The sequence below is a fragment of the Aurantimonas sp. A2-1-M11 genome (assembly GCF_036549475.1).
Lineage (GTDB): Bacteria > Pseudomonadota > Alphaproteobacteria > Rhizobiales > Rhizobiaceae > Aurantimonas.
Genome location: NZ_JAZHLI010000001.1, coordinates 1 through 17,071, shown reverse-complemented (window position 1 = coordinate 17,071; position 17,071 = coordinate 1). Strand labels below are relative to the sequence as shown.

Annotated in this window: 17 protein-coding genes; 3 read left to right on the top strand and 14 right to left on the bottom strand. The window is 68.2% G+C overall.

Annotated elements, in window-relative coordinates:
- Positions 1-22 precede the first annotated feature (22 nt).
- Both VQ042_RS00085 and VQ042_RS00080 read left to right on the top strand, forming a co-directional pair.
- The gene (locus tag VQ042_RS00085) at positions 23-1,078 is read left to right on the top strand and encodes an L-idonate 5-dehydrogenase (RefSeq protein WP_331814294.1); all 1,056 of its coding nucleotides are present in this window, start codon (positions 23-25) and stop codon (positions 1,076-1,078) included.
- 70 nt (positions 1,079-1,148) lie between these two features.
- Complete coding sequence (locus tag VQ042_RS00080) at positions 1,149-2,255, top strand: DSD1 family PLP-dependent enzyme (protein WP_331814293.1); 1,107 nt, start codon at positions 1,149-1,151, stop codon at positions 2,253-2,255.
- 40 nt (positions 2,256-2,295) lie between these two features.
- Here VQ042_RS00080 and VQ042_RS00075 read toward each other — a convergent pair whose 3' ends face one another.
- From VQ042_RS00075 to VQ042_RS00050, 6 genes are all read right to left on the bottom strand, one after another.
- Entirely contained in the window at positions 2,296-2,805 is a 510-nt protein-coding gene (locus tag VQ042_RS00075; RefSeq protein WP_331814291.1) for a TRAP transporter small permease, read from the bottom strand.
- A gap of 110 nt (positions 2,806-2,915) precedes the next feature.
- The gene (locus VQ042_RS00070) at positions 2,916-3,953 is read right to left on the bottom strand and encodes a TRAP transporter substrate-binding protein (RefSeq protein ID WP_331814290.1); all 1,038 of its coding nucleotides are present in this window, start codon (positions 3,951-3,953) and stop codon (positions 2,916-2,918) included.
- Between the two features lie 22 nt (positions 3,954-3,975).
- Positions 3,976-5,274 carry a TRAP transporter large permease gene (locus tag VQ042_RS00065; RefSeq protein WP_331814289.1) on the bottom strand — a complete coding sequence of 433 codons (1,299 nt, stop codon included), beginning with the start codon at positions 5,272-5,274 and terminating at the stop codon, positions 3,976-3,978.
- A 173-nt stretch (positions 5,275-5,447) separates the two neighbouring features.
- Complete coding sequence (locus VQ042_RS00060; protein WP_331814288.1) at positions 5,448-6,638, bottom strand: CaiB/BaiF CoA transferase family protein; 1,191 nt, start codon at positions 6,636-6,638, stop codon at positions 5,448-5,450.
- A gap of 177 nt (positions 6,639-6,815) precedes the next feature.
- Positions 6,816-7,517 carry a GntR family transcriptional regulator gene (locus VQ042_RS00055; RefSeq protein ID WP_331814287.1) on the bottom strand — a complete coding sequence of 234 codons (702 nt, stop codon included), beginning with the start codon at positions 7,515-7,517 and terminating at the stop codon, positions 6,816-6,818.
- Positions 7,518-7,599: 82 nt separating this feature from the next.
- Positions 7,600-8,457 (bottom strand): DMT family transporter, encoded by an 858-nt coding sequence (locus VQ042_RS00050; protein ID WP_331814285.1) that lies wholly within the window; start codon positions 8,455-8,457, stop codon positions 7,600-7,602.
- A gap of 275 nt (positions 8,458-8,732) precedes the next feature.
- Between VQ042_RS00050 and VQ042_RS00045 the strand changes: the two genes are divergently transcribed.
- Positions 8,733-10,160, top strand: coding sequence for an MATE family efflux transporter (locus VQ042_RS00045; protein WP_331814284.1), 1,428 nt, complete (start codon positions 8,733-8,735; stop codon positions 10,158-10,160).
- 39 nt (positions 10,161-10,199) lie between these two features.
- Here VQ042_RS00045 and VQ042_RS00040 read toward each other — a convergent pair whose 3' ends face one another.
- The 8 genes from VQ042_RS00040 to VQ042_RS00005 all read right to left on the bottom strand — a co-directional run bounded on the left by VQ042_RS00040 (position 10,200) and on the right by VQ042_RS00005 (position 16,793).
- On the bottom strand, positions 10,200-10,787 hold the full coding sequence (locus VQ042_RS00040; RefSeq protein WP_331814534.1) for a nicotinate-nucleotide adenylyltransferase: 588 nt from the start codon (positions 10,785-10,787) through the stop codon (positions 10,200-10,202).
- A gap of 56 nt (positions 10,788-10,843) precedes the next feature.
- The gene (locus VQ042_RS00035) at positions 10,844-12,124 is read right to left on the bottom strand and encodes a glutamate-5-semialdehyde dehydrogenase (protein ID WP_331814283.1); all 1,281 of its coding nucleotides are present in this window, start codon (positions 12,122-12,124) and stop codon (positions 10,844-10,846) included.
- 73 nt (positions 12,125-12,197) lie between these two features.
- The gene (gene proB, locus VQ042_RS00030; RefSeq protein WP_331814281.1) at positions 12,198-13,352 is read right to left on the bottom strand and encodes a glutamate 5-kinase; all 1,155 of its coding nucleotides are present in this window, start codon (positions 13,350-13,352) and stop codon (positions 12,198-12,200) included.
- A complete protein-coding gene (gene obgE / locus VQ042_RS00025; RefSeq protein ID WP_331814280.1) occupies positions 13,352-14,437 on the bottom strand; it encodes a GTPase ObgE in 1,086 nt (361 codons plus the stop codon). Before obgE ends, proB begins: the two co-directional genes overlap by 1 nt.
- A 138-nt stretch (positions 14,438-14,575) precedes the next feature.
- Entirely contained in the window at positions 14,576-15,169 is a 594-nt protein-coding gene (locus VQ042_RS00020) for a DUF3833 family protein (protein WP_331814278.1), read from the bottom strand.
- On the bottom strand, positions 15,166-15,732 hold the full coding sequence (locus VQ042_RS00015; RefSeq protein ID WP_331814277.1) for a GNAT family N-acetyltransferase: 567 nt from the start codon (positions 15,730-15,732) through the stop codon (positions 15,166-15,168). The genes VQ042_RS00020 and VQ042_RS00015 overlap by 4 nt, the downstream gene beginning before the upstream one ends.
- A 128-nt stretch (positions 15,733-15,860) precedes the next feature.
- Complete coding sequence (gene rpmA, locus VQ042_RS00010) at positions 15,861-16,130, bottom strand: 50S ribosomal protein L27 (protein WP_331814275.1); 270 nt, start codon at positions 16,128-16,130, stop codon at positions 15,861-15,863.
- 48 nt (positions 16,131-16,178) lie between these two features.
- A complete protein-coding gene (locus VQ042_RS00005; protein ID WP_331814273.1) occupies positions 16,179-16,793 on the bottom strand; it encodes a 50S ribosomal protein L21 in 615 nt (204 codons plus the stop codon).
- Positions 16,794-17,071: the final 278 nt, after the last annotated feature.

The window sequence follows — 17,071 nt, the reverse complement described above, 5'->3', positions numbered from 1 at the left end:
CGCGGCAAGAGCGGGAGATACCATGAAGGCGATCGTTGCGCACGCGCCCCACGACCTCCGCATCGAGGAGCGTCCCGATCCCGGGGCGCCCGGTGCCGGCGAGGTGCGACTGCGCGTCCAGTCGGGCGGCATCTGCGGCTCGGACCTGCACTACTACCATCACGGCGGCTTCGGGACGATCCGTATCCGGGAGCCGATGATCCTGGGGCACGAAGCCTCGGGCCTCGTCGAGGAACTGGGTTCGGGCGTGTCCGGCCTTGCCGTCGGCGACCGGGTGGCGATCAATCCGTCGCGGCCCTGCGGGACGTGCGAATATTGCCTGCGCGGCATGCGCCATCACTGTCTCGACATGGTGTTCAGCGGCAGCGCCATGCGCTTCCCGCATGTCCAGGGCACGTTCCGCGAGGTTCTGGTGGTGCCGGCCACTCAGGCCGTGCCGGTGGGCGCGGCGACGGATGCGGGCCTCGCCGCCCTGGCCGAGCCCTTCGCGGTGTGCCTGCATGCGGCGCGCCAGGCCGGCCCGCTTCTGGGCGCCCGCGTCTTCGTGTCGGGCTGCGGCCCGATCGGCTGCCTCGCAGTCGCGGCGGCCCGCCGCGCCGGGGCAGCGCACATCACCGCCTGCGACGTCGTCGGCGAGCCGTTGGAAACCGCTCGCAAGCTCGGCGCCGACGTCGTGGTCGATCTCGGCAGCGACCGCACCGGCCTCGATGCTCTCAAGGCGGACAAGGGCCGAATCGATGTGGTGTTCGAATGCTCGGGGAACCCGGCAGCGGTCGCCACGGCGGTGGAATGCGTGCGCCCGCGCGGACGGCTGGTTGCCGTCGGCAATGGCGGCCCGGTCGAGTTTCCGCTGGCCTCTCTGGTCGCCAAGGAGATCGAGATGGTCGGCTCCTTCCGTTTCGACGCGGAATTCGCGCTGGCGGCCGACCTCGTCTCGCGGCAACTGGTCGACCTGTCGCCGCTCATCACCCACCGGCTGCCGGCCGGCCGGGCCGTCGAGGCCTTCGACCTGGCCAGCGACCGCAAGCAGGCCATGAAGGTGCAACTCGACCTGACGGACTGGACCGCCGCGGCCTGACGGTCGAGGATGCCGGAAGGGCGCGCCGGCCCTTCCGGCGCCTGACAGGGACAGGATCGGAACGTCGCGCATGCTGCAGAACCCGCCGGCCGAGCCGGGCATGGCCGAGGAGGAGGTCGACACGCCGGCGCTCCTCGTCGACCTCGACGCGCTGGAACACAATCTCGACCGCATGGCCGCGTTCTGCACCAAGGCCGGCATCCGCCTCAGGCCCCATGCCAAGACCCACAAGTCGCCGGTCATCGCCCATTGGCAGGCGCGGCGCGGCGCCGTGGGGCAATGCGTCCAGAAGGTCGGCGAGGCCGAGATCCTCGCCTGGGCCGGCGTTCCCGACATCCTCATCACCAACGAGATCGTCTCGCCGCGCAAGCTGGCGCGGGTCGCCGCCCTGTCGCGGATGACCAACATCGCCCTTTGTGCCGACGATGCCGGCGTGGTCGACCTGATCGAGGCGGCGGCCGAAGCGGCAAGCTGCCGCCTGACCGTCCTCGTCGAGATGGATGTCGGCACCAATCGCGCCGGCGTCGGTTCCGCTGCTTCTGCCGTGGCGCTGGCGCAGCGCATCGCCGGCAGCCGGGCGCTCGTTTTCGGCGGCGTCCAGGCCTATCATGGCGGCGCCCAGCATCTGCGCGATGGCGATGCGCGGCGCGCCGCCATCCATGACGTGGCCGAAGCCGCCCGAGGGGTGGTCGACGATCTCAGGGCGAAGGGGATCGCATGCCCCGCCGTCACCGGAGCCGGCACCGGCACCTTCGAATGGGAAGCGGCGAGCGGCGTCTTCACCGAATTGCAGGCCGGCTCCTACGTCTTCATGGATGCCGATTACGGCCGCAACCGACCGGCGCCGGAGTTTCGCCAGTCGCTTTTCGTTGCCGCAACGGTGATGAGTGCGGCGCGCGGGGGCGTCGCGGTGGTGGATTGCGGCCACAAGGGCATCGCGATCGACAGCGGGCTGCCGCTGGTCCACGAGCGCCCCGGCGTGACCTATGCCAGCGCCTCGGACGAGCACGGCCAGCTGGTTTGCGCCGATGGCACGCAACTGTCGATCGGCGAACGCCTGCGGCTGGTGCCGGGACATTGCGACCCGACGGTGGACCGCTACGACTGGTATGTGGGCGTGCGCGCCGGCTGGGTCGAGACCGTCTGGCCGGTCGCCGCGCGCGGCATGATGGCGTGAACGGCAGAGGCGCCAGGCCGCTGCCGTTGAGCCTTGTCCCTCAGACGTGGTGGATCACGTTCGACCGTGGCGGCGGTCCCTGGAAGATGTTGATCAGGAACTGCAGGCACAGCGCCCCGAAGCCGACGGGCAGCATGCCGTAGGGCAGCCACATCGGCGTGCCGAAGCCGCTGGAAACGCGCTCGCCATAGGCCCAGGCGTCATGCGCCATCAGGCCGCCGCGCCACGTGATGATCCCGCAGAACACGGCACCGACGATGCCGACGACGGCGGACAGGATCCGCCGCCCGCGGTCGCCCATGTTGTCGGGCAAGAGCGTGATCCCGATATGCTCGCCGCGCCGCTGCACGTCCGCCGCCGTCATGACCGCCAGATAGACGACCAGGAAGGCGTTGATCTCCAGGCTCCAGGAGGTCGGGGCGGCGAAGATGTAGCGCATCGTCGCGTCATAGGTGATCGTCAGCGCCATGAAGGCGAGAACGGCCTGGCCTATGATCTGGAGGAGCCTGGCGAACTGTTCGAACAGCTTGACCGGAACGGCGAGCATCATGGACCTCTCGACGGCATCGGCCCGAAGATCGCGATCGATCTGCGGACGGCACGATGCGGTGGTTCAACAGTTGGAGCGTGGATTGTGCGCCCTTTGGGGCGCACAAGTCTCTAGGCGTCTTCGCCGTGCGCCAGCGCGATGGCGCGGCGACCGACCTCTTCGCCGACCTCCTGCACCCAGCTCTCGCGCACATTGGTACTGATCTCGTTGAAGCGTTCCAGTGCTGCTTCGTCCGGGTTGATCTCCTCGATGCCGAGCTCGCGGAAGGCCGGCCAGTACTTGTTCTCGAAATAGTCGACATTGGCGACCCGGGCGCTGTTCTCGTCGAACCATTCGATGCCATCCATGAAGGCGTCGCGGACCGCCTGGTCCATGGCTTCCCAGCGATCGGTCTGGACGAACACGCCGATGGCGAACGCGGTGAGGGGCAGGCGATAGACCTGTCCGACCTGCTCCTGGATGCTGCGGCCGTTGATGGTGGAGATGTTGGCGACCGCCGCATCGACGGTACCGCGCTGCATGGCGAGATAGAGCTCGGAGGAGGGGATGCGCACCGCCGCTCCGCCCAGATCCTCGACCGCCTTGGTGGCTTCGAAGGAGACGACGCGGATCTTCTTGCCGTCGATGTCCTCGAGGCTGCGGATTGGTGCGGCCTCGGTGCTCCAGATGTATTCCGGCTCCATGATCCCGCCGCCGAGGCTGAGAACGGTGAGACCGTTCTTCTTCAGCTCGTCCTGGACCAGCTGGAACAGCGGCGAGCCGCGCTTCAGCCGGTCGGGATTCTGGGCGAGATCGCCGACCACGCCCGGCAGTCCGGTGATGCCGAGGATCGGCAGCGAGCGGGTGATGTAGGACGTGGTGTGGAACATGAAGTCGATCGTGCCCGACCGCAGCGCCGGCAGCTGCTCGTCGGCGGCTAGAAGACGGCCGGAATCGTAGAAGTCGATGGCGACGACGTCACCGGCCTGCTCGTTGATCCGGTCGACCAGTCCCTGCGAGCCATAGGCGAGATCGGCATAGGACGGCGGCAGATAGGTCACGCCGGTCAGCTTCTGCGCGGCCAGGGCCTGGCGGCTGTTCAGGCCGAGAGCCGAAGCCAGCGCCACGGCGCCCGTGGTGGTGATGAGCCTGCGTCTGTCGATGGTCATGTCTTTCCTCCCTTGGTGAAACTTAGCGCATGAGATTGGGCAGCCAGAGGCTGATGGACGGGAACAGCACGAAGATGATCAGCATCACGAACTGCACCATGACGAAGGGTACGACGCTGCGCACGATCTCTTCGATCCGCAGCATCGGGGCCACCGCCTTGAGCGTGTAGAGGTTGAGCCCGACCGGCGGCGTGACGACGGCGATCTCCAGGTTCATCACCAGGATGATGCCGAACCAGAGCGGGTCGTAGCCGAGCGTGGTGATCAGCGGCAGCAGGATGGGCGTGGTAACGACGATCAGCGACACCGCATCGACCAGCATGCCGAGGCCGACCAGGGCGAGCATGATGAGGACGAGGATGACCTCCGGCGGCAACTCGGTGCCGATGAGCAGCCCGGTGATGGCGTCGGGCACCCGCACCAGATTGAGATAGTCGCCGAAGATCCGGGCGCAGCCCATGATCAGCAGGATCGCGCCGGAGATGCGGGCGCTGGACCCCAGCACCTCCATCGTGCCGCGCACGCCGATGCTGCGGAAGATCCCCGCGGCAATCAGGAAGGCGCCGACGGCGCCGAAGGCCGCGGCCTCGCTGGGTGTCGCGATGCCGGTATAGATCGTGCCGAGGACGACGACGACCAGAAGGATCGCATGCCAGATGCCGCCGATGGCGCGAATCCGGTCGCCCCAGCTGTACTCCACATGCGCTTGGCGGGGCGCTTCGTGCGGATTGATGAGCACCCGGAAGTAGAGATAGACCGACAGCGCCAGCGCCAGGGCGACGCCCGGCACGATGCCGCCGATGAACAGGTCGGCGACGGAGACGCCGGAGACCGCGCCATAGATGATCAGCGGCACGCTGGGCGGGATCAGCATGGCCAGTGCGCCGGCGCTGACGACGCTGCCCGCGGCGATCGACCGGCTGTAGCCCCGCGCCAGCATTTCCGGCACGGCGATCGAGCCCACCGCCGCGACACCGGCGATGGACACGCCGCTGACGGCGCCGAACACCGCCGACGCGCCCACCGTGGCGATCGCCAGTCCGCCGCGCAGCCATTGCAGCCAGACGACCGCGGCGTGGAAGAGGTTCTTGCCGACCGGCGTGGCGGCGAGGAAATTGCCCATCAGGACGAACAGCGGCAGCGCCAGGAGCTCGAAGCTGTTGAGCTGCCCGAACAGCGAGGTCGGGCCGAAGAAGAAGGCCATCGACCCGCGCGCCATGTACAGGCCGGTCAGGCCCGCCGCGCCCAGGGCGAGGAAGATCGGTGCGCCGATGGCGATCAGCGCCAGGAGGATGACGACGACAATGACCGGCTCGATCATCGCGGACCTGCCATGCCGTGCGCGCCCAGGCACAACGCGTCGCCGGCGATCCGGCCGGATCGCCGGCGCATATCAGGCGTCGCCGCGTGCATCCGCAGTTCGAGTGGCAATGGCATTCCTCCCTTGCCGGTTCGCTCGGCCCACCGTGTCCGCGGGCCGTGCATCCGGTGTTCTCAGATGATGTCGGCGGCCGCCAGCGCGTCGATCCGTCCGTCGTCGTAGTTCAGCCAGTCGCGCAGCACCGTCCGCGTATGCTCGCCGAGCTTGGGGCCCGTCCGCTCCACCGCGCCGGGCGAGGCCGACAGCCGGGGAAAGACGTTCTGCATGGCCGTGGCGCCGAGCGTCTCGTCCTCGACGCGCACGATGGATTCGCGCGCGATGAAATGCGGGTCCTCCAGCATGTCGCGGGCGCGATAGGTCAGGCCGGCCGGCACGCCCGCCTCGGCGAGCATGTCGACGAGCGGATGCGCGTCCTGGGTCTTCGTCCAGTCCCCAATGATGGTGTCGATCTCTGCCTGGTTGCGGCCGCGCGCCTGATGGTCGACGAAGCGCTCGTCGCTGGCCAGCTCCGGCTGCCCCATCAGGGCCGTCAGCCGGCGGAACAGGCTGTCCTGATTGGCGCCGATGATGATCGTGTCGCCATCGCGCGTGGGATAGGCATTGGACGGCGCGATCCCCGGCAGGAAGCTGCCGGAGCGCTCGCGTACATGGCCGCCGCGATCATATTCGGTCACGACGCTCTCCATAACCGACAGGACGGCCTCGTAGATCGAGGCGTCGACCATCTGGCCCTCGCCGGTGGCATGGCGATGCTGCAGCGCCAGCAGCGCGCCCTGGAAGCCGCTCTGGCCGGCCAGCGTGTCGCCGATCGACAGGCCGATGCGCACCGGCGGGCGGTCGGGATAGCCGCCGATATAGCGCATGCCGCCCATCGCCTCGCACACTGCGGCGAAGCCCGCTCGGTTGCTGTAGGGGCCGGTCTGCCCGAAGCCGGTGATGCGCACCATGATCAGGCGCGGATTGATCGCTTTCAGCGTCTGGTAGTCGAGGCCCCAGGCCTCCATGCGGCCGGCGCGGAAATTCTCCACCAGGATGTCGGTCGAGGCGACGAGTTCGCGGACCAGTTCTTGGGCTTCGGCCTTGCGCAGATCGAGGGTCAGGGACTTCTTGTTGCGGGCGATGACCGGCCACCAGAGCGGGTGGCCCTTGTCGTCGGTCCGGCCCCACTGGCGCATGGCATCGCCGACGCGCGGCGGCTCGATCTTCACGACCTCGGCGCCGAAATCCGCCAGGAGCTGCCCGCAGAACGGGCCGGCGATCAGCTGGCCCATCTCGAGCACGCGGATTCCGTCCAGCGCTTTCATCGATCCTCCCGGTCACGTCTCCGCAGCCTCGTCCCACCGAGGCCGTTGCGGCTCCGAGCAGGAGACCGCGGCGGCAAGCTAGCGCCATTGTATCCAATGGGTCAATCTTGCGCCGCACAATGGGAATCTCGCCGTGCGCTTGCGCGCCGCTGTCGAGGCTGGCCGCGTGTCCGGCCGCTATGGGTCCTGATGCCGTTTGTCCGGTGACGCATCGTCCGGATCCATCACCGTCAAAAGGGCCGTGCGCGTCGCCAGCATGTGCGAGCGCATGACCGCGGTAGCCCATTCGCCGTCCCGTGCCGTCAGCGCGTCGATGAGAACGCGGTGTTCCGCAAGGCTGCGCCGGATGTCGGGGCCGCGGAAGCTGCCATAGGTGTGGATGAGAAGGCCGATGCCCATCAGCCGGAGGACGGCCTCCTCGAGGGTCCTGTTGCCGCTGGCGGCGGCGATGACGTGATGAAATTCCCGGTTGAGCCGCGACAGGATCTCGATCTGCCCGCCCTCGGCGACGTTTCGCTCCATGTCCTCGGCAAGGCGCGTCAGTTCGGCGAGGTCGGCGTCGCTGCGCCGGGTCGCCGCCAGCCCCGCCGCCGTCCCCTCCAGCAGGGCGCGGACACCGTAGATCTCGGCGATCTCGGCCTGGGAGCGGGTTTTGACCACCGCCCCGATGCGCGGGATCATGTCCACGAACCCGTCGCTGGCCAGCTTGTGCAGGGCAGCGCGCACCGGGGTGCGGCTGACCTGGTAGCGCTCGGCCAGCATCTCCTCGGTCAGCCGGGTGCCCGGCGGATGCCGGCCGCGAATGATGTCGGCCCGGATGTCCTCGTAGACGCGGTCGACCGTTCGCTGCTTGGCGTTGCGATTGCGTTTACCGGCCATGGTCGGCCCCAAGCCTCCCCTCACGTCATTGGATACAATCGAACCGGGTCGGCGAAAGCAACTGCCAACCGCGCGGTCACGGTCAGCGATTCTCGCGCCACCAGATGTACAGACCGCTGGCGACGAGGATGATCGTCCCGAGGATCATTGGCGTCTGCAGCGGGTCTCCGAACAGGACGACGCTGAGGAGGCTGGCGACGAGGACCTGGGAGTAGAGGAAGGGCGACAGCAGCGAGGCCGGCGCATGGGAGAAGGCCGTGACCAGCGTGAAATGGCCGATCGAACCGGCGACGCCGCTGAGCACGAGCATCGCCAGCGTGCCGGTGTCGGGAGTTTCCCAGAACGGGATGATGACGATGGTCAGGATGACGGCGCCGGCCGCGGTCGTGTTGAACTGGGTCGAGGCCGCGTCTTCCATGCCGGCAAGGCGGCGGGTCATCAGGAGATAGCAGGCGTTGAAGCCCGAGGCGGCCAGAGCGAAACCCAGCGCCGGCTCGATGCCGGCAAAGCCCGGCCGCAGGATCAGCAGCATGCCGCAGAAGCCGGCGATGATCGCCCCGATGCGGTGGATGCCGATCGCCTCCTTCAGGACGACGACCGACAGGATGGTCACGACGATCGGCGTGAAGAACAGGACGGCGGTCGCATCGGCGAGGGGCACGCGGGCAAGGGCATTGTACATGCAGATCGTGGCCGCCAGCAGCAGCATGCCGCGCACCAGCTGCAGGTAGGGGTGGCGGGTCTTGAGGAACCGCGTGCCCGTCGTGGCGCCGAGATAGCCGCCCAGGATCACCGTCTGGAAGAAGTACCGCCCCCAGATCACCTGCAGCACCGGCAGCAGCGTCGTCAGGTGCTTGCCGAGCGAATCCATGCCGGCGAACACGCTGCCGGCAAGGACCGTCAACAGGATGCCGGTCAGGAGGGAGCTGAAGGATTTCACGGGATGGGCGCCTTTGCTAAGCGTTGCTTACTGGAAAGCCACGCCGGTGAAAAGACGGTGCGGCCGGGTTCGCGGAACGATGCACCGCAAAGCCGATCGCGGGAGTCGCAGGACCGCCGAGGCCGGGTGGCGCGCTCGAGGCTGTCCGTGAGCCGGCGAAACGTTTCGGACCTCCGAGCCGATCTGGCAGGTCGTGTCGACATGTCGCCCATGCCGAAAAGCGATTCCGATTGTCGGGCCGATGTTGTAGGCCACCGCCATCAGGTGGTGATCTCATGCAGACGAATGTTCCAGGACGGTCCGGCAAGGATGGGCCCTCGCACGCCATCGGTCTCGGTCCGGTGCAGTCGTGGCTTCGCCATGGCGGCGCGACCATCGTGCTGGCGGTACCGCTGATCGGCGCGCAGCTCGCGCAGATGACCATGAACGTCACCGATACGGTGATGATCGGCTGGCTCGGCGCGACCGAACTGGCCGCCGGCGTTCTCGCCACACAGGCCTTCTTCATCGTCTACATCTTCGGAGCCGGCTTCGCCCAGGCGGTGCTGCCGCTGGCGGCAGGCGCCGAAGGGCGCGGCGACGTGCGCGACGTGCGCCGCTCGATCCGAATGGGGCTTTGGGTGCTGGTGCTCTACGGCGCCATCGTCATGGTGCCGCTCTGGTACACCGAGGCGATCCTGGTGGCGCTGGGCCAGGAACCCGAGATCTCGGCCCTGGCGGGCGCATACATGCGCGTCGCGCAATGGTCGATGTTCCCGGCGCTGCTGGTGCTGGGACTGCGCTCCTATCTCACGGTGGTCAACCGCGCCTATCTGGTCCTCGCGGTGATCATCGTCGGGGCGTTCGGCAATGCCGGGCTCAATTACGTGCTGATCTTCGGCCATTACGGCGCCCCGGCGCTCGGCATCGTCGGGGCGGCCGTCGCCACCCTCGTCTCCAACCTCCTGATGGCGGCGCTTCTGGCGGCCTATACGGCCATGGCGCCAAGCCTGCGGCGCTACGAACTCTATGCCCGCTTCTGGCGGCCGGATTGGGCGGATTTCTTCGAGGTGCTGCGGCTCGGCTGGCCGATCGGCGCCACGATCATCGCCGAGGTCGGGCTGTTCGCCGCCTCCTCGATCATGATGGGCTGGCTCGGCACCATTCCGCTCGCGGCCCATGGCATCGCGCTGCAGATCGCCTCCATCGCCTTCATGGTGCCGCTCGGCCTGTCGAGCGCCGCGACCGTGCGGGTGGGGCTCGCCTTCGGGCGCGGCGACCACCGCGATCTCGACCGGGCGGCGGGGGTGGCGCTGGTCATCGGCACGCTCATCGCCGTGGGCGGGGCCTGCCTGTTCTGGTTCTGGCCGCAGGAGCTGATCTCGCTCTATCTCGACCGCGGCAATGCCAACGCCGAAGCGGTCCTCGCCTATGGCGTGCCGCTGCTCCTGGTGGCGGCGGTGTTCCAGATCGCCGACGCGCTGCAGGTCGTGGCGGCGGGCATCCTGCGCGGCGTGAAGGACACCCGCACGCCCATGCTGATCGCGCTGTTCAGCTACTGGCTCGTGGGCATGCCGGTCGCCTATCTCCTGACCTTTGTCGCAGGATGGGATGGCCAGGGCCTGTGGTGGGGTCTTGCCTTCGGCCTGTCGACGGCGGCCCTGCTCCTCAACGGCCGCTTCCTCCTGCGCGATCGCTACGGCCTGCTTGCCACCGGGAGTTAGGCTGGCGATCCCGAGCGTCTGGCGACAAGGGGCAGGAGCTCAGCCGCCGCTGTCCTGCCGCAGCGCCGTCGAGGACACCGTCGAGCGGGGTCCGTGCAGGAAGACCCAGGCCGGCGGACGGCGCAGCGGCAGCGCCTTCGCCGCCGTTTCGGGCAGGCGGAACCGGGCCAGCACCTGCGGGGCGACGGCCGACAGGACGGACAGGGTCGAGCCGGGGCGGTCGACGATCGCGAGCGGCATCGTCATGGCGATGGTGCGCCAGTCCTGCCAGCGATGGAAGCTAGCGAGGCTGTCGGCCCCCATGATCCAGACGAAATGGACGCCCGGATGGCGCCGCCGCACCAGCGCGACCGTGTCGGCCGAATAGCGGATGCGATGGCTCGCCTCGAAGGCCGTCGCGACCGCATGCGGGCCGGGCGCCAGCGCCCTGACTGCGGCCAGGCGTTCCTTCGTCGGGCGAAGGCGCCCATGGTCCTTCAGAGGGTTGCCCGGCGTGACCATCCACCAGACGCGGTCGAGCCCGAGCCGCCGGCGCGCCGTCTCGGCGACCAGCCGGTGCCCCTCATGGGGCGGGTTGAACGAGCCGCCGAACAGTCCGATCCGCATGCCGGGCTCGGCCGGCGGCATCGCCAGCGCCGCCACGTCGACGCCCTGCAAGGGACCTGCCGTCACCTCGCCTTGCGTCACGGGCGCGTCTGGCCGGTGCCGCGGACCCGGTAGTTGAAGCTGGTCAGCTGCTCGACGCCGACCGGCCCGCGCGCATGCATCTTGCCGGTCGCGATGCCGATCTCCGCGCCCATGCCGAATTCGCCGCCATCGGCGAACTGGGTCGAGGCGTTGTGGAGCAGGATCGCCGAATCGACGCCGGCGAAGAAGGCCGCCGCGGTCGCCTCGTCGGCGGTCACGATCGCCTCGGTGTGGTGCGAGGAATGGCTTTCGATATGGTCGATGGCGCCTTCGACGCCGTCGACCAGTGCCACGGAGATGATCGCGTCGAGATATTCGGTGACGAAATCCGCGTCGCTGGCGGGCTCGGCCGTGGGATAGCGCTGGCGCACCTCGTCGGTCGCGCGGATCTCGCAGCCGGCCTTGCGCAGCGCCTGCATGATCGGCAGGAGATGCGTGTCCGCGGCCGCCCGGTCGATCAGCAAGGTCTCGGCGGCGCCGCAGATTCCGGTGCGGCGCATCTTGGAATTGACGACGATGGCCTTCGCCATCTCGAGATCCGCCGCCCGGTCCACATAGACGTGGCAGAGCCCTTCCAGATGCGCAAAGACCGGCACCCGCGCCTCGTCCTGCACGCGGGCGACCAGCGAACGGCCGCCGCGCGGCACGATGACGTCGATCGCCCCATCGAGGCCGCGCAGCATGGCGCCGACGGCCGCCCGGTCGGTCGAGGGCACAATCTGGATCGCGTCCTCCGGCAGGCCGGCCCGGGCCAGCCCGGCCACCATCGCCGCGTGGATCGCGGCCGAGGAGCGGGTCGAATCCGATCCGCCGCGCAGGATCACCGCATTGCCCGACTTCAGGCACAGGGCACCGGCGTCGGCGGTGACATTGGGCCGGCTCTCGTAGATGACGCCGACGACGCCGAGCGGCGTGCGCACGCGCTCGATGCTCAGGCCGTTCGGCCGGTCCCAGGCGGCGATCGTCGCGCCGACCGGATCGGGGAGGGCCGCGATGGCGCGCAGGCCGTCGGCCATCGCGGCGATGCGATCGGCCGTCAGCGTCAGCCGATCGACGAAGGAGGCAGCCATCCCCGTGCCGGCGGCGCGTTCGAGGTCGGCGGCATTCTCGGCCAGGATCGTGTCGCTGGACACCAGCAGAGCCTCGGCCATCGCTTCAAGCGCGGCGTTCTTGGTCTGCGTCGGCGCCAGCGCCAGCCGGCGGGCCGCAGCGCGCGCGCGCCGGCCAATGGCGTTCATCAGCGTGTCGATCGATCCCGTCTCGGTGCTGTCGAGCATGGGTTGGTCTCCGAATTCTGGTTCGCACCATTGCAGACACGCCGTTTTCGGCGCTGCCCGCTGGCTTCGTCTGTCAGGCCGAGGTCAGTTGGGCTCCCGGCATGTCCACCGCGCCCGGGTCGACGGCCATGTCGTCGCGATGGATCATTGCCGCGCGTCCCTCATAGCCGAGCACCGCGCCGATCTCGCTCGAGCGCAGGCCGGCCACCAGCCGCGCCTCGTCCGAATCGTAGGCAATGAGGCCGCGCGCGATCTCGCGCCGGGCCGCGTCGAAGACGGTCACCGTGTCGCCGCGGCGGAAGTCGCCTTCGACCCGGGTGACGCCCGCCGACAGGAGGCTCATGCCCCCGACCAGCGCCTTGACGGCTCCCGCATCGACGAACAGCCGACCGGTGGCGTGCAACTGGCCGGCGATCCAGCGCTTGCGGGCCGCGACCGGGTTGTCCACGGCGCGGAACAGCGTGGCGCGTTCGCCGCGCTCGATGGCCGCCATCGGATAGAGGCGGTTGCCGGCGGTGATGATCATGTCGGTGCCGGCGCTCGTGGCGATGCGCGCGGCGTCGATCTTGGTCTTCATGCCGCCGCGCGACAGTTCGGAACCGGCCGAGCCCGCCATCTTGTCGATCTCGGGCGTGATGTGCTCGACCAGCGGGATGTGGCTGGCATTGGGGTCGAGCAGGGGCGGCGCCGTGTAGAGCCCGTCCACGTCCGACAGGAGGATCAGCAGGTCGGCGTCGATCATCGTGGCGACGCGGGCGGCGAGCCGGTCGTTGTCGCCATAGCGGATCTCCGACGTGGCGACCGTGTCGTTCTCGTTGATCACCGGCACGGCCTTCAGGGCCAGCAGTGTGGAAATCGTGGCGCGGGCGTTGAGGTAGCGGCGCCGCTCCTCGGTGTCGCCCAAGGTCAGAAGAACCTGGCCAACCTCGATCCCGTGGCGGCTGAGGATTTCCAGATAGGTGCGCGACAAAGCGATCTGTCCGACCGAGGCGGCCGCCTGGCTTTCTTCCAGCCGGAGCGGCCCCGGATCCATCCGCAGGATCTTGCGGCCGAGCGCGATGGCGCCCGACGACACGACGAGGATCTCGCGGCCCTCGCCGACGAGCCGGGCGATGTCCTCGCCCAGCGATTCCAGCCATGTGCGTTTCAGTCCGCGTTCGCGGTCCACGAGCAGCGACGAACCGATCTTGATGACGATCCGCCGGTAGCCGTGGAGAAGATCGGTCATCACTCCGCCTCCCTCGTCGTCGCGTCGGCTTCCTCCGCTTCGGCACGCTCCGCCGCCGCCACGGCAAAGCGGTCGGGCTCGGGCTCCTCGGTGGGCGAGAGGCGGCCGATGCGCGCCTTCAACTCGCGCAGGGCCTCGGTCATGCCCTCGCGGCTGACCGCCGACAGGGCGAGCGGGCGGTATCCGATCGCTTCCTGCAGTTCCGCCAGCTTTTCCTCGCGCTCCTCCGGCGTCAGCGTGTCGACCTTGGACAGCGCCACGAGCTCGGGCTTCTCGGCAAGCCCGTGTTCATAGGCCTCCAGCTCGCGCCGCACGGTGCGATAGACGCCGGCCACGTCCTCCTCGCTGGCCGAGACCAGATGCAGGAGGACGCTGGTGCGCTCGACATGGCCGAGGAACCGGTCGCCGATGCCTACGCCCTCATGGGCGCCTTCGATCAGGCCCGGAATGTCGGCGATGACGAACTCCGCCTCGTCGACCTTGGCGACGCCGAGGCCCGGATGCAGGGTGGTGAAGGGATAGTCGGCGATCTTCGGCCGGGCCCGCGTGACCGAGGCGAGGAAGGTCGACTTGCCTGCATTGGGCAGGCCGACGAGGCCGACATCGGCAATCAGCTTCAGCCGCAGCCAGATGGTCAGCTCCTCGCCCTCCAGGCCCGGATTGGCGCGGCGCGGCGCCTGGTTCACCGAGGTCTTGAAATAGGCGTTGCCGAAGCCGCCATTGCCACCCGCGGCGATGCAGCGGCGCTCGCCCACATCGGTCAGGTCGAACAGCAGCGTCTCGTTGTCCTCTGCGAAGATCTGGGTACCCGCAGGCACCTTCAGCGTGATGTCCGCGCCCTTGCCGCCATTGCGGTTGCGGCCCATGCCGTGACCGCCGGTCTTGGCCTTGAAATGCTGCTGGTAGCGATAGTCGATCAGCGTGTTGAGACCGGCGACGGCCTCGACCCAGACGTCGCCGCCGCGTCCCCCGTCGCCGCCGTCCGGGCCACCGAACTCGATATACTTCTCGCGCCGGAACGACACCGAACCGGCGCCGCCGTCGCCGGATCGGACATAGACCTTGGCCTGATCGAGGAATTTCATGAGTGTGCTCTCCTGAGCATGCGGTCGGTATGGCGGACCGCCCCTTCTAGCGGGCCGGTCGATGGTTGTGAACGGACCGCCGCGGTTGGCGGGCGATCCGGATGCTGCGACGGTCACGCGGCCCATGCCGCCGCCGTGTCAGTCCCTGTCGAGGGCGGCCTTGTCCTTGACGAAGACCACGTCCGACGTCGCCAGCGGCACGCCGAACTTGGACACCGTCACGTGGTTGGCGACCGTCCCGTCGGACTGCCGCGTCATGCGGTGGCGAAACTGCAGCCGCGTCTCGCCGCCACCCGGGGCGAAACCGTCATAGGCAAGCACCGCACCATTCGGCGTGATGTGGCCCGTGACGGCGACCGGTGGCGAGAGCGCACCCCCGTCGAGTTCGGTCTGAACCTCGCCGGTGTAGAGGCCGGGGCCGGTTTCGCCGAGATTCCAGCGCTGCAGCCGGTCGCCGTCCGCGAAGCTGAAATGCTCGTCGAGGAGCAGGCGGCCGTCCTTGCGCTTGCCTTCGAACCGTGCGGAAAAGTCCTCGGTGAAGAACAGCGCCGTCGTCACGGTGCCCTTCGAATAGGACTGCCCCGCAAAGAATGCCTCCAGCGACAGGCCGTCCACGACGGATGCTGGCGACGGGACGGCAGGATCCTCGCCGCAGGCGGCAAGACCCGCCAGCAGCATCGCGCCGGCCGCGGCACCGGCGGTCCTGCGGTGGAGGAACCCGATGCCCATCATGCGCGTCCCCACGCCTTCAGCGAGTTCCAGCAGCGCCGGTCCATGACGAAGTGCTCGCTGGCCACTCGCCCGGAACTGATCGTGTCGATCATGCCGCTGCCGATGAAATGGAACCCGCATTTGCGGATCACTCGCCGCGACGCCTCGTTGACGACCCGGCAGTCCACATCGATCGCCTCGGCCTTCAGCGCAACGAAGCCGTAGTCGATGACAGTCTGTGCCGCCTCTGTGGCAAATCCCTGTCCCCAGAAGCTGCGACCGATCCAGTAGCCGAGATTGAACCGCCCCGGCGCACCAAAGGGCTTCAGGCTGCAACAGCCGATGAGCGTCCGCTCGGTCCTCAGGGACAGGGCGAAGACCGTCTCGGGTGCATGGTCGCGGATGTAGGCGCGGGCGTCTGCCAGCGCGTAGGGATGCGGCACCCGGGCCAGCATCCGCGCGATCTCGCGGTCGTTGATCAGCTTTGCCAGCGCGCCGGCGTCGCCCATGGTCAGCGGCCCCAGATGCAGCCGGCGGGTCTCGATCGTCTCGCCGTCCCGCTCGGCGGTGATATCCTCAAACATCGCATCGTTCCTTCCAGACGCGAAAAGGGGAGATGGCGGTCCATCTCCCCTGTCGTGCTCTGAAGGTCCGATCGTTCGGAGGGTTCAGAGTGCCGGGTCGGTGGAACGCCGGCGCTCTGAAGCTCCGGTCACTCGGCGGCTTCGGCCTTCGGCATCACGGCCACGTAGGTGCGTCCGTTCGCCTTGTGCTGAAAAGCCACGTTGCCTTCGGTCTTGGCGAAGAGGGTATGGTCCTTGCCCATGCCGACATTGGCACCCGGATGCCAGCGCGTGCCGCGCTGACGGATCAGGATGTTGCCCGGAATGACGGACTCGCCGCCGAACTTCTTCACGCCGAGGCGCTTGGACTCCGAATCGCGACCGTTGCGCGAAGAGCCGCCTGCTTTCTTATGTGCCATCGTAGGTCTCCTTGCCTGTCAGGGCTCGCGGGGGATATGGCCCCGGAATTACTGCTTCGCCAGTTCGCCGGCCTGGGCGCGCCAGTCTTCGATCTGCGCGGCGCTGAACGGCATGTTCGCGTCGATGCGGGCGACGTCCTCGTCCGAGAGAGCCGCGATCTGGGCATAGGTGGTGATGCCCTGCTCGTTGAGCTGCTTCTCGGCGACCGGGCCGATGCCCTTGATCTTCGTCAGCTTGTCCTGCTCGCCGCCCGCCGGTGCCGAGAACATCGGCGTGTCCGGGGTGGCGTCGGTCGTTTCGGCGGCCGGCTTGGGCGCGGCGACCTTGGCCGGCTTCGGCGTCGTCGCGGACGGTGCCTTGCCGTCGGTCAGGATCTCGGCGATGCGGATCATCGTCAGGTCCTGGCGATGGCCGCGCGTGCGCTTGGAGTTCTGGCGGCGACGCTTCTTGAAGGAGATCACCTTCTTGCCGCGGGTCTGCTCGACGATCTCGGCCGTCACGGCTGCGCCCTGGACGAAGGGTGCACCGATGGTCGAGCCGACCATCAGCACCTCGTTGAAGGTCACGAGATCACCGGCTTCGCCGGGGAGACGCTCGATGGTGAACTTGTCGTTGGCGACAACGCGGTACTGCTTGCCACCGGTCTTGATGACTGCGAACATTTTATCTCCGTTCGTTCGATCGGCTCTCGTGCCACGCGGGACCCGGGCCGTCTTCTTGTCAGTCGGTTACTGATAAGGGCGAAAACAAACAGGCGCGGCCATGCCACGCCCAGAATTGCGTTTGTGTGACTAGCGGCAAGGCCGGCCAAGGTCAAGTCTCACCACCGCAGGGCAATCGGGTGAGTTGGCGCGTGACATTTGGTGCAAGTACTGAATCTGTGGGTTCCCAATTGATTCGATTGGGAGATTGCGGGAATGGCTGTGTCCGACGAGGCGGT

What these genes read in the sequence shown, in the direction of transcription:
- VQ042_RS00085 (WP_331814294.1), top strand. Translation starts at nt 23, where the DNA reads ATGAAGGCGATCGTTGCGCACGCGCCCCACGACCTCCGCATCGAGGAG.
- VQ042_RS00080 (WP_331814293.1), top strand. Translation starts at nt 1,149, where the DNA reads ATGCTGCAGAACCCGCCGGCCGAGCCGGGCATGGCCGAGGAGGAGGTC.
- VQ042_RS00075 (WP_331814291.1), bottom strand. Translation starts at nt 2,805, where the DNA reads ATGATGCTCGCCGTTCCGGTCAAGCTGTTCGAACAGTTCGCCAGGCTC.
- VQ042_RS00070 (WP_331814290.1), bottom strand. Translation starts at nt 3,953, where the DNA reads ATGACCATCGACAGACGCAGGCTCATCACCACCACGGGCGCCGTGGCG.
- VQ042_RS00065 (WP_331814289.1), bottom strand. Translation starts at nt 5,274, where the DNA reads ATGATCGAGCCGGTCATTGTCGTCGTCATCCTCCTGGCGCTGATCGCC.
- VQ042_RS00060 (WP_331814288.1), bottom strand. Translation starts at nt 6,638, where the DNA reads ATGAAAGCGCTGGACGGAATCCGCGTGCTCGAGATGGGCCAGCTGATC.
- VQ042_RS00055 (WP_331814287.1), bottom strand. Translation starts at nt 7,517, where the DNA reads ATGGCCGGTAAACGCAATCGCAACGCCAAGCAGCGAACGGTCGACCGC.
- VQ042_RS00045 (WP_331814284.1), top strand. Translation starts at nt 8,733, where the DNA reads ATGCAGACGAATGTTCCAGGACGGTCCGGCAAGGATGGGCCCTCGCAC.
- VQ042_RS00040 (WP_331814534.1), bottom strand. Translation starts at nt 10,787, where the DNA reads ATGCCGCCGGCCGAGCCCGGCATGCGGATCGGACTGTTCGGCGGCTCG.
- VQ042_RS00035 (WP_331814283.1), bottom strand. Translation starts at nt 12,124, where the DNA reads ATGCTCGACAGCACCGAGACGGGATCGATCGACACGCTGATGAACGCC.
- proB (WP_331814281.1), bottom strand. Translation starts at nt 13,352, where the DNA reads ATGACCGATCTTCTCCACGGCTACCGGCGGATCGTCATCAAGATCGGT.
- obgE (WP_331814280.1), bottom strand. Translation starts at nt 14,437, where the DNA reads ATGAAATTCCTCGATCAGGCCAAGGTCTATGTCCGATCCGGCGACGGC.
- VQ042_RS00020 (WP_331814278.1), bottom strand. Translation starts at nt 15,169, where the DNA reads ATGATGGGCATCGGGTTCCTCCACCGCAGGACCGCCGGTGCCGCGGCC.
- VQ042_RS00015 (WP_331814277.1), bottom strand. Translation starts at nt 15,732, where the DNA reads ATGTTTGAGGATATCACCGCCGAGCGGGACGGCGAGACGATCGAGACC.
- rpmA (WP_331814275.1), bottom strand. Translation starts at nt 16,130, where the DNA reads ATGGCACATAAGAAAGCAGGCGGCTCTTCGCGCAACGGTCGCGATTCG.
- VQ042_RS00005 (WP_331814273.1), bottom strand. Translation starts at nt 16,793, where the DNA reads ATGTTCGCAGTCATCAAGACCGGTGGCAAGCAGTACCGCGTTGTCGCC.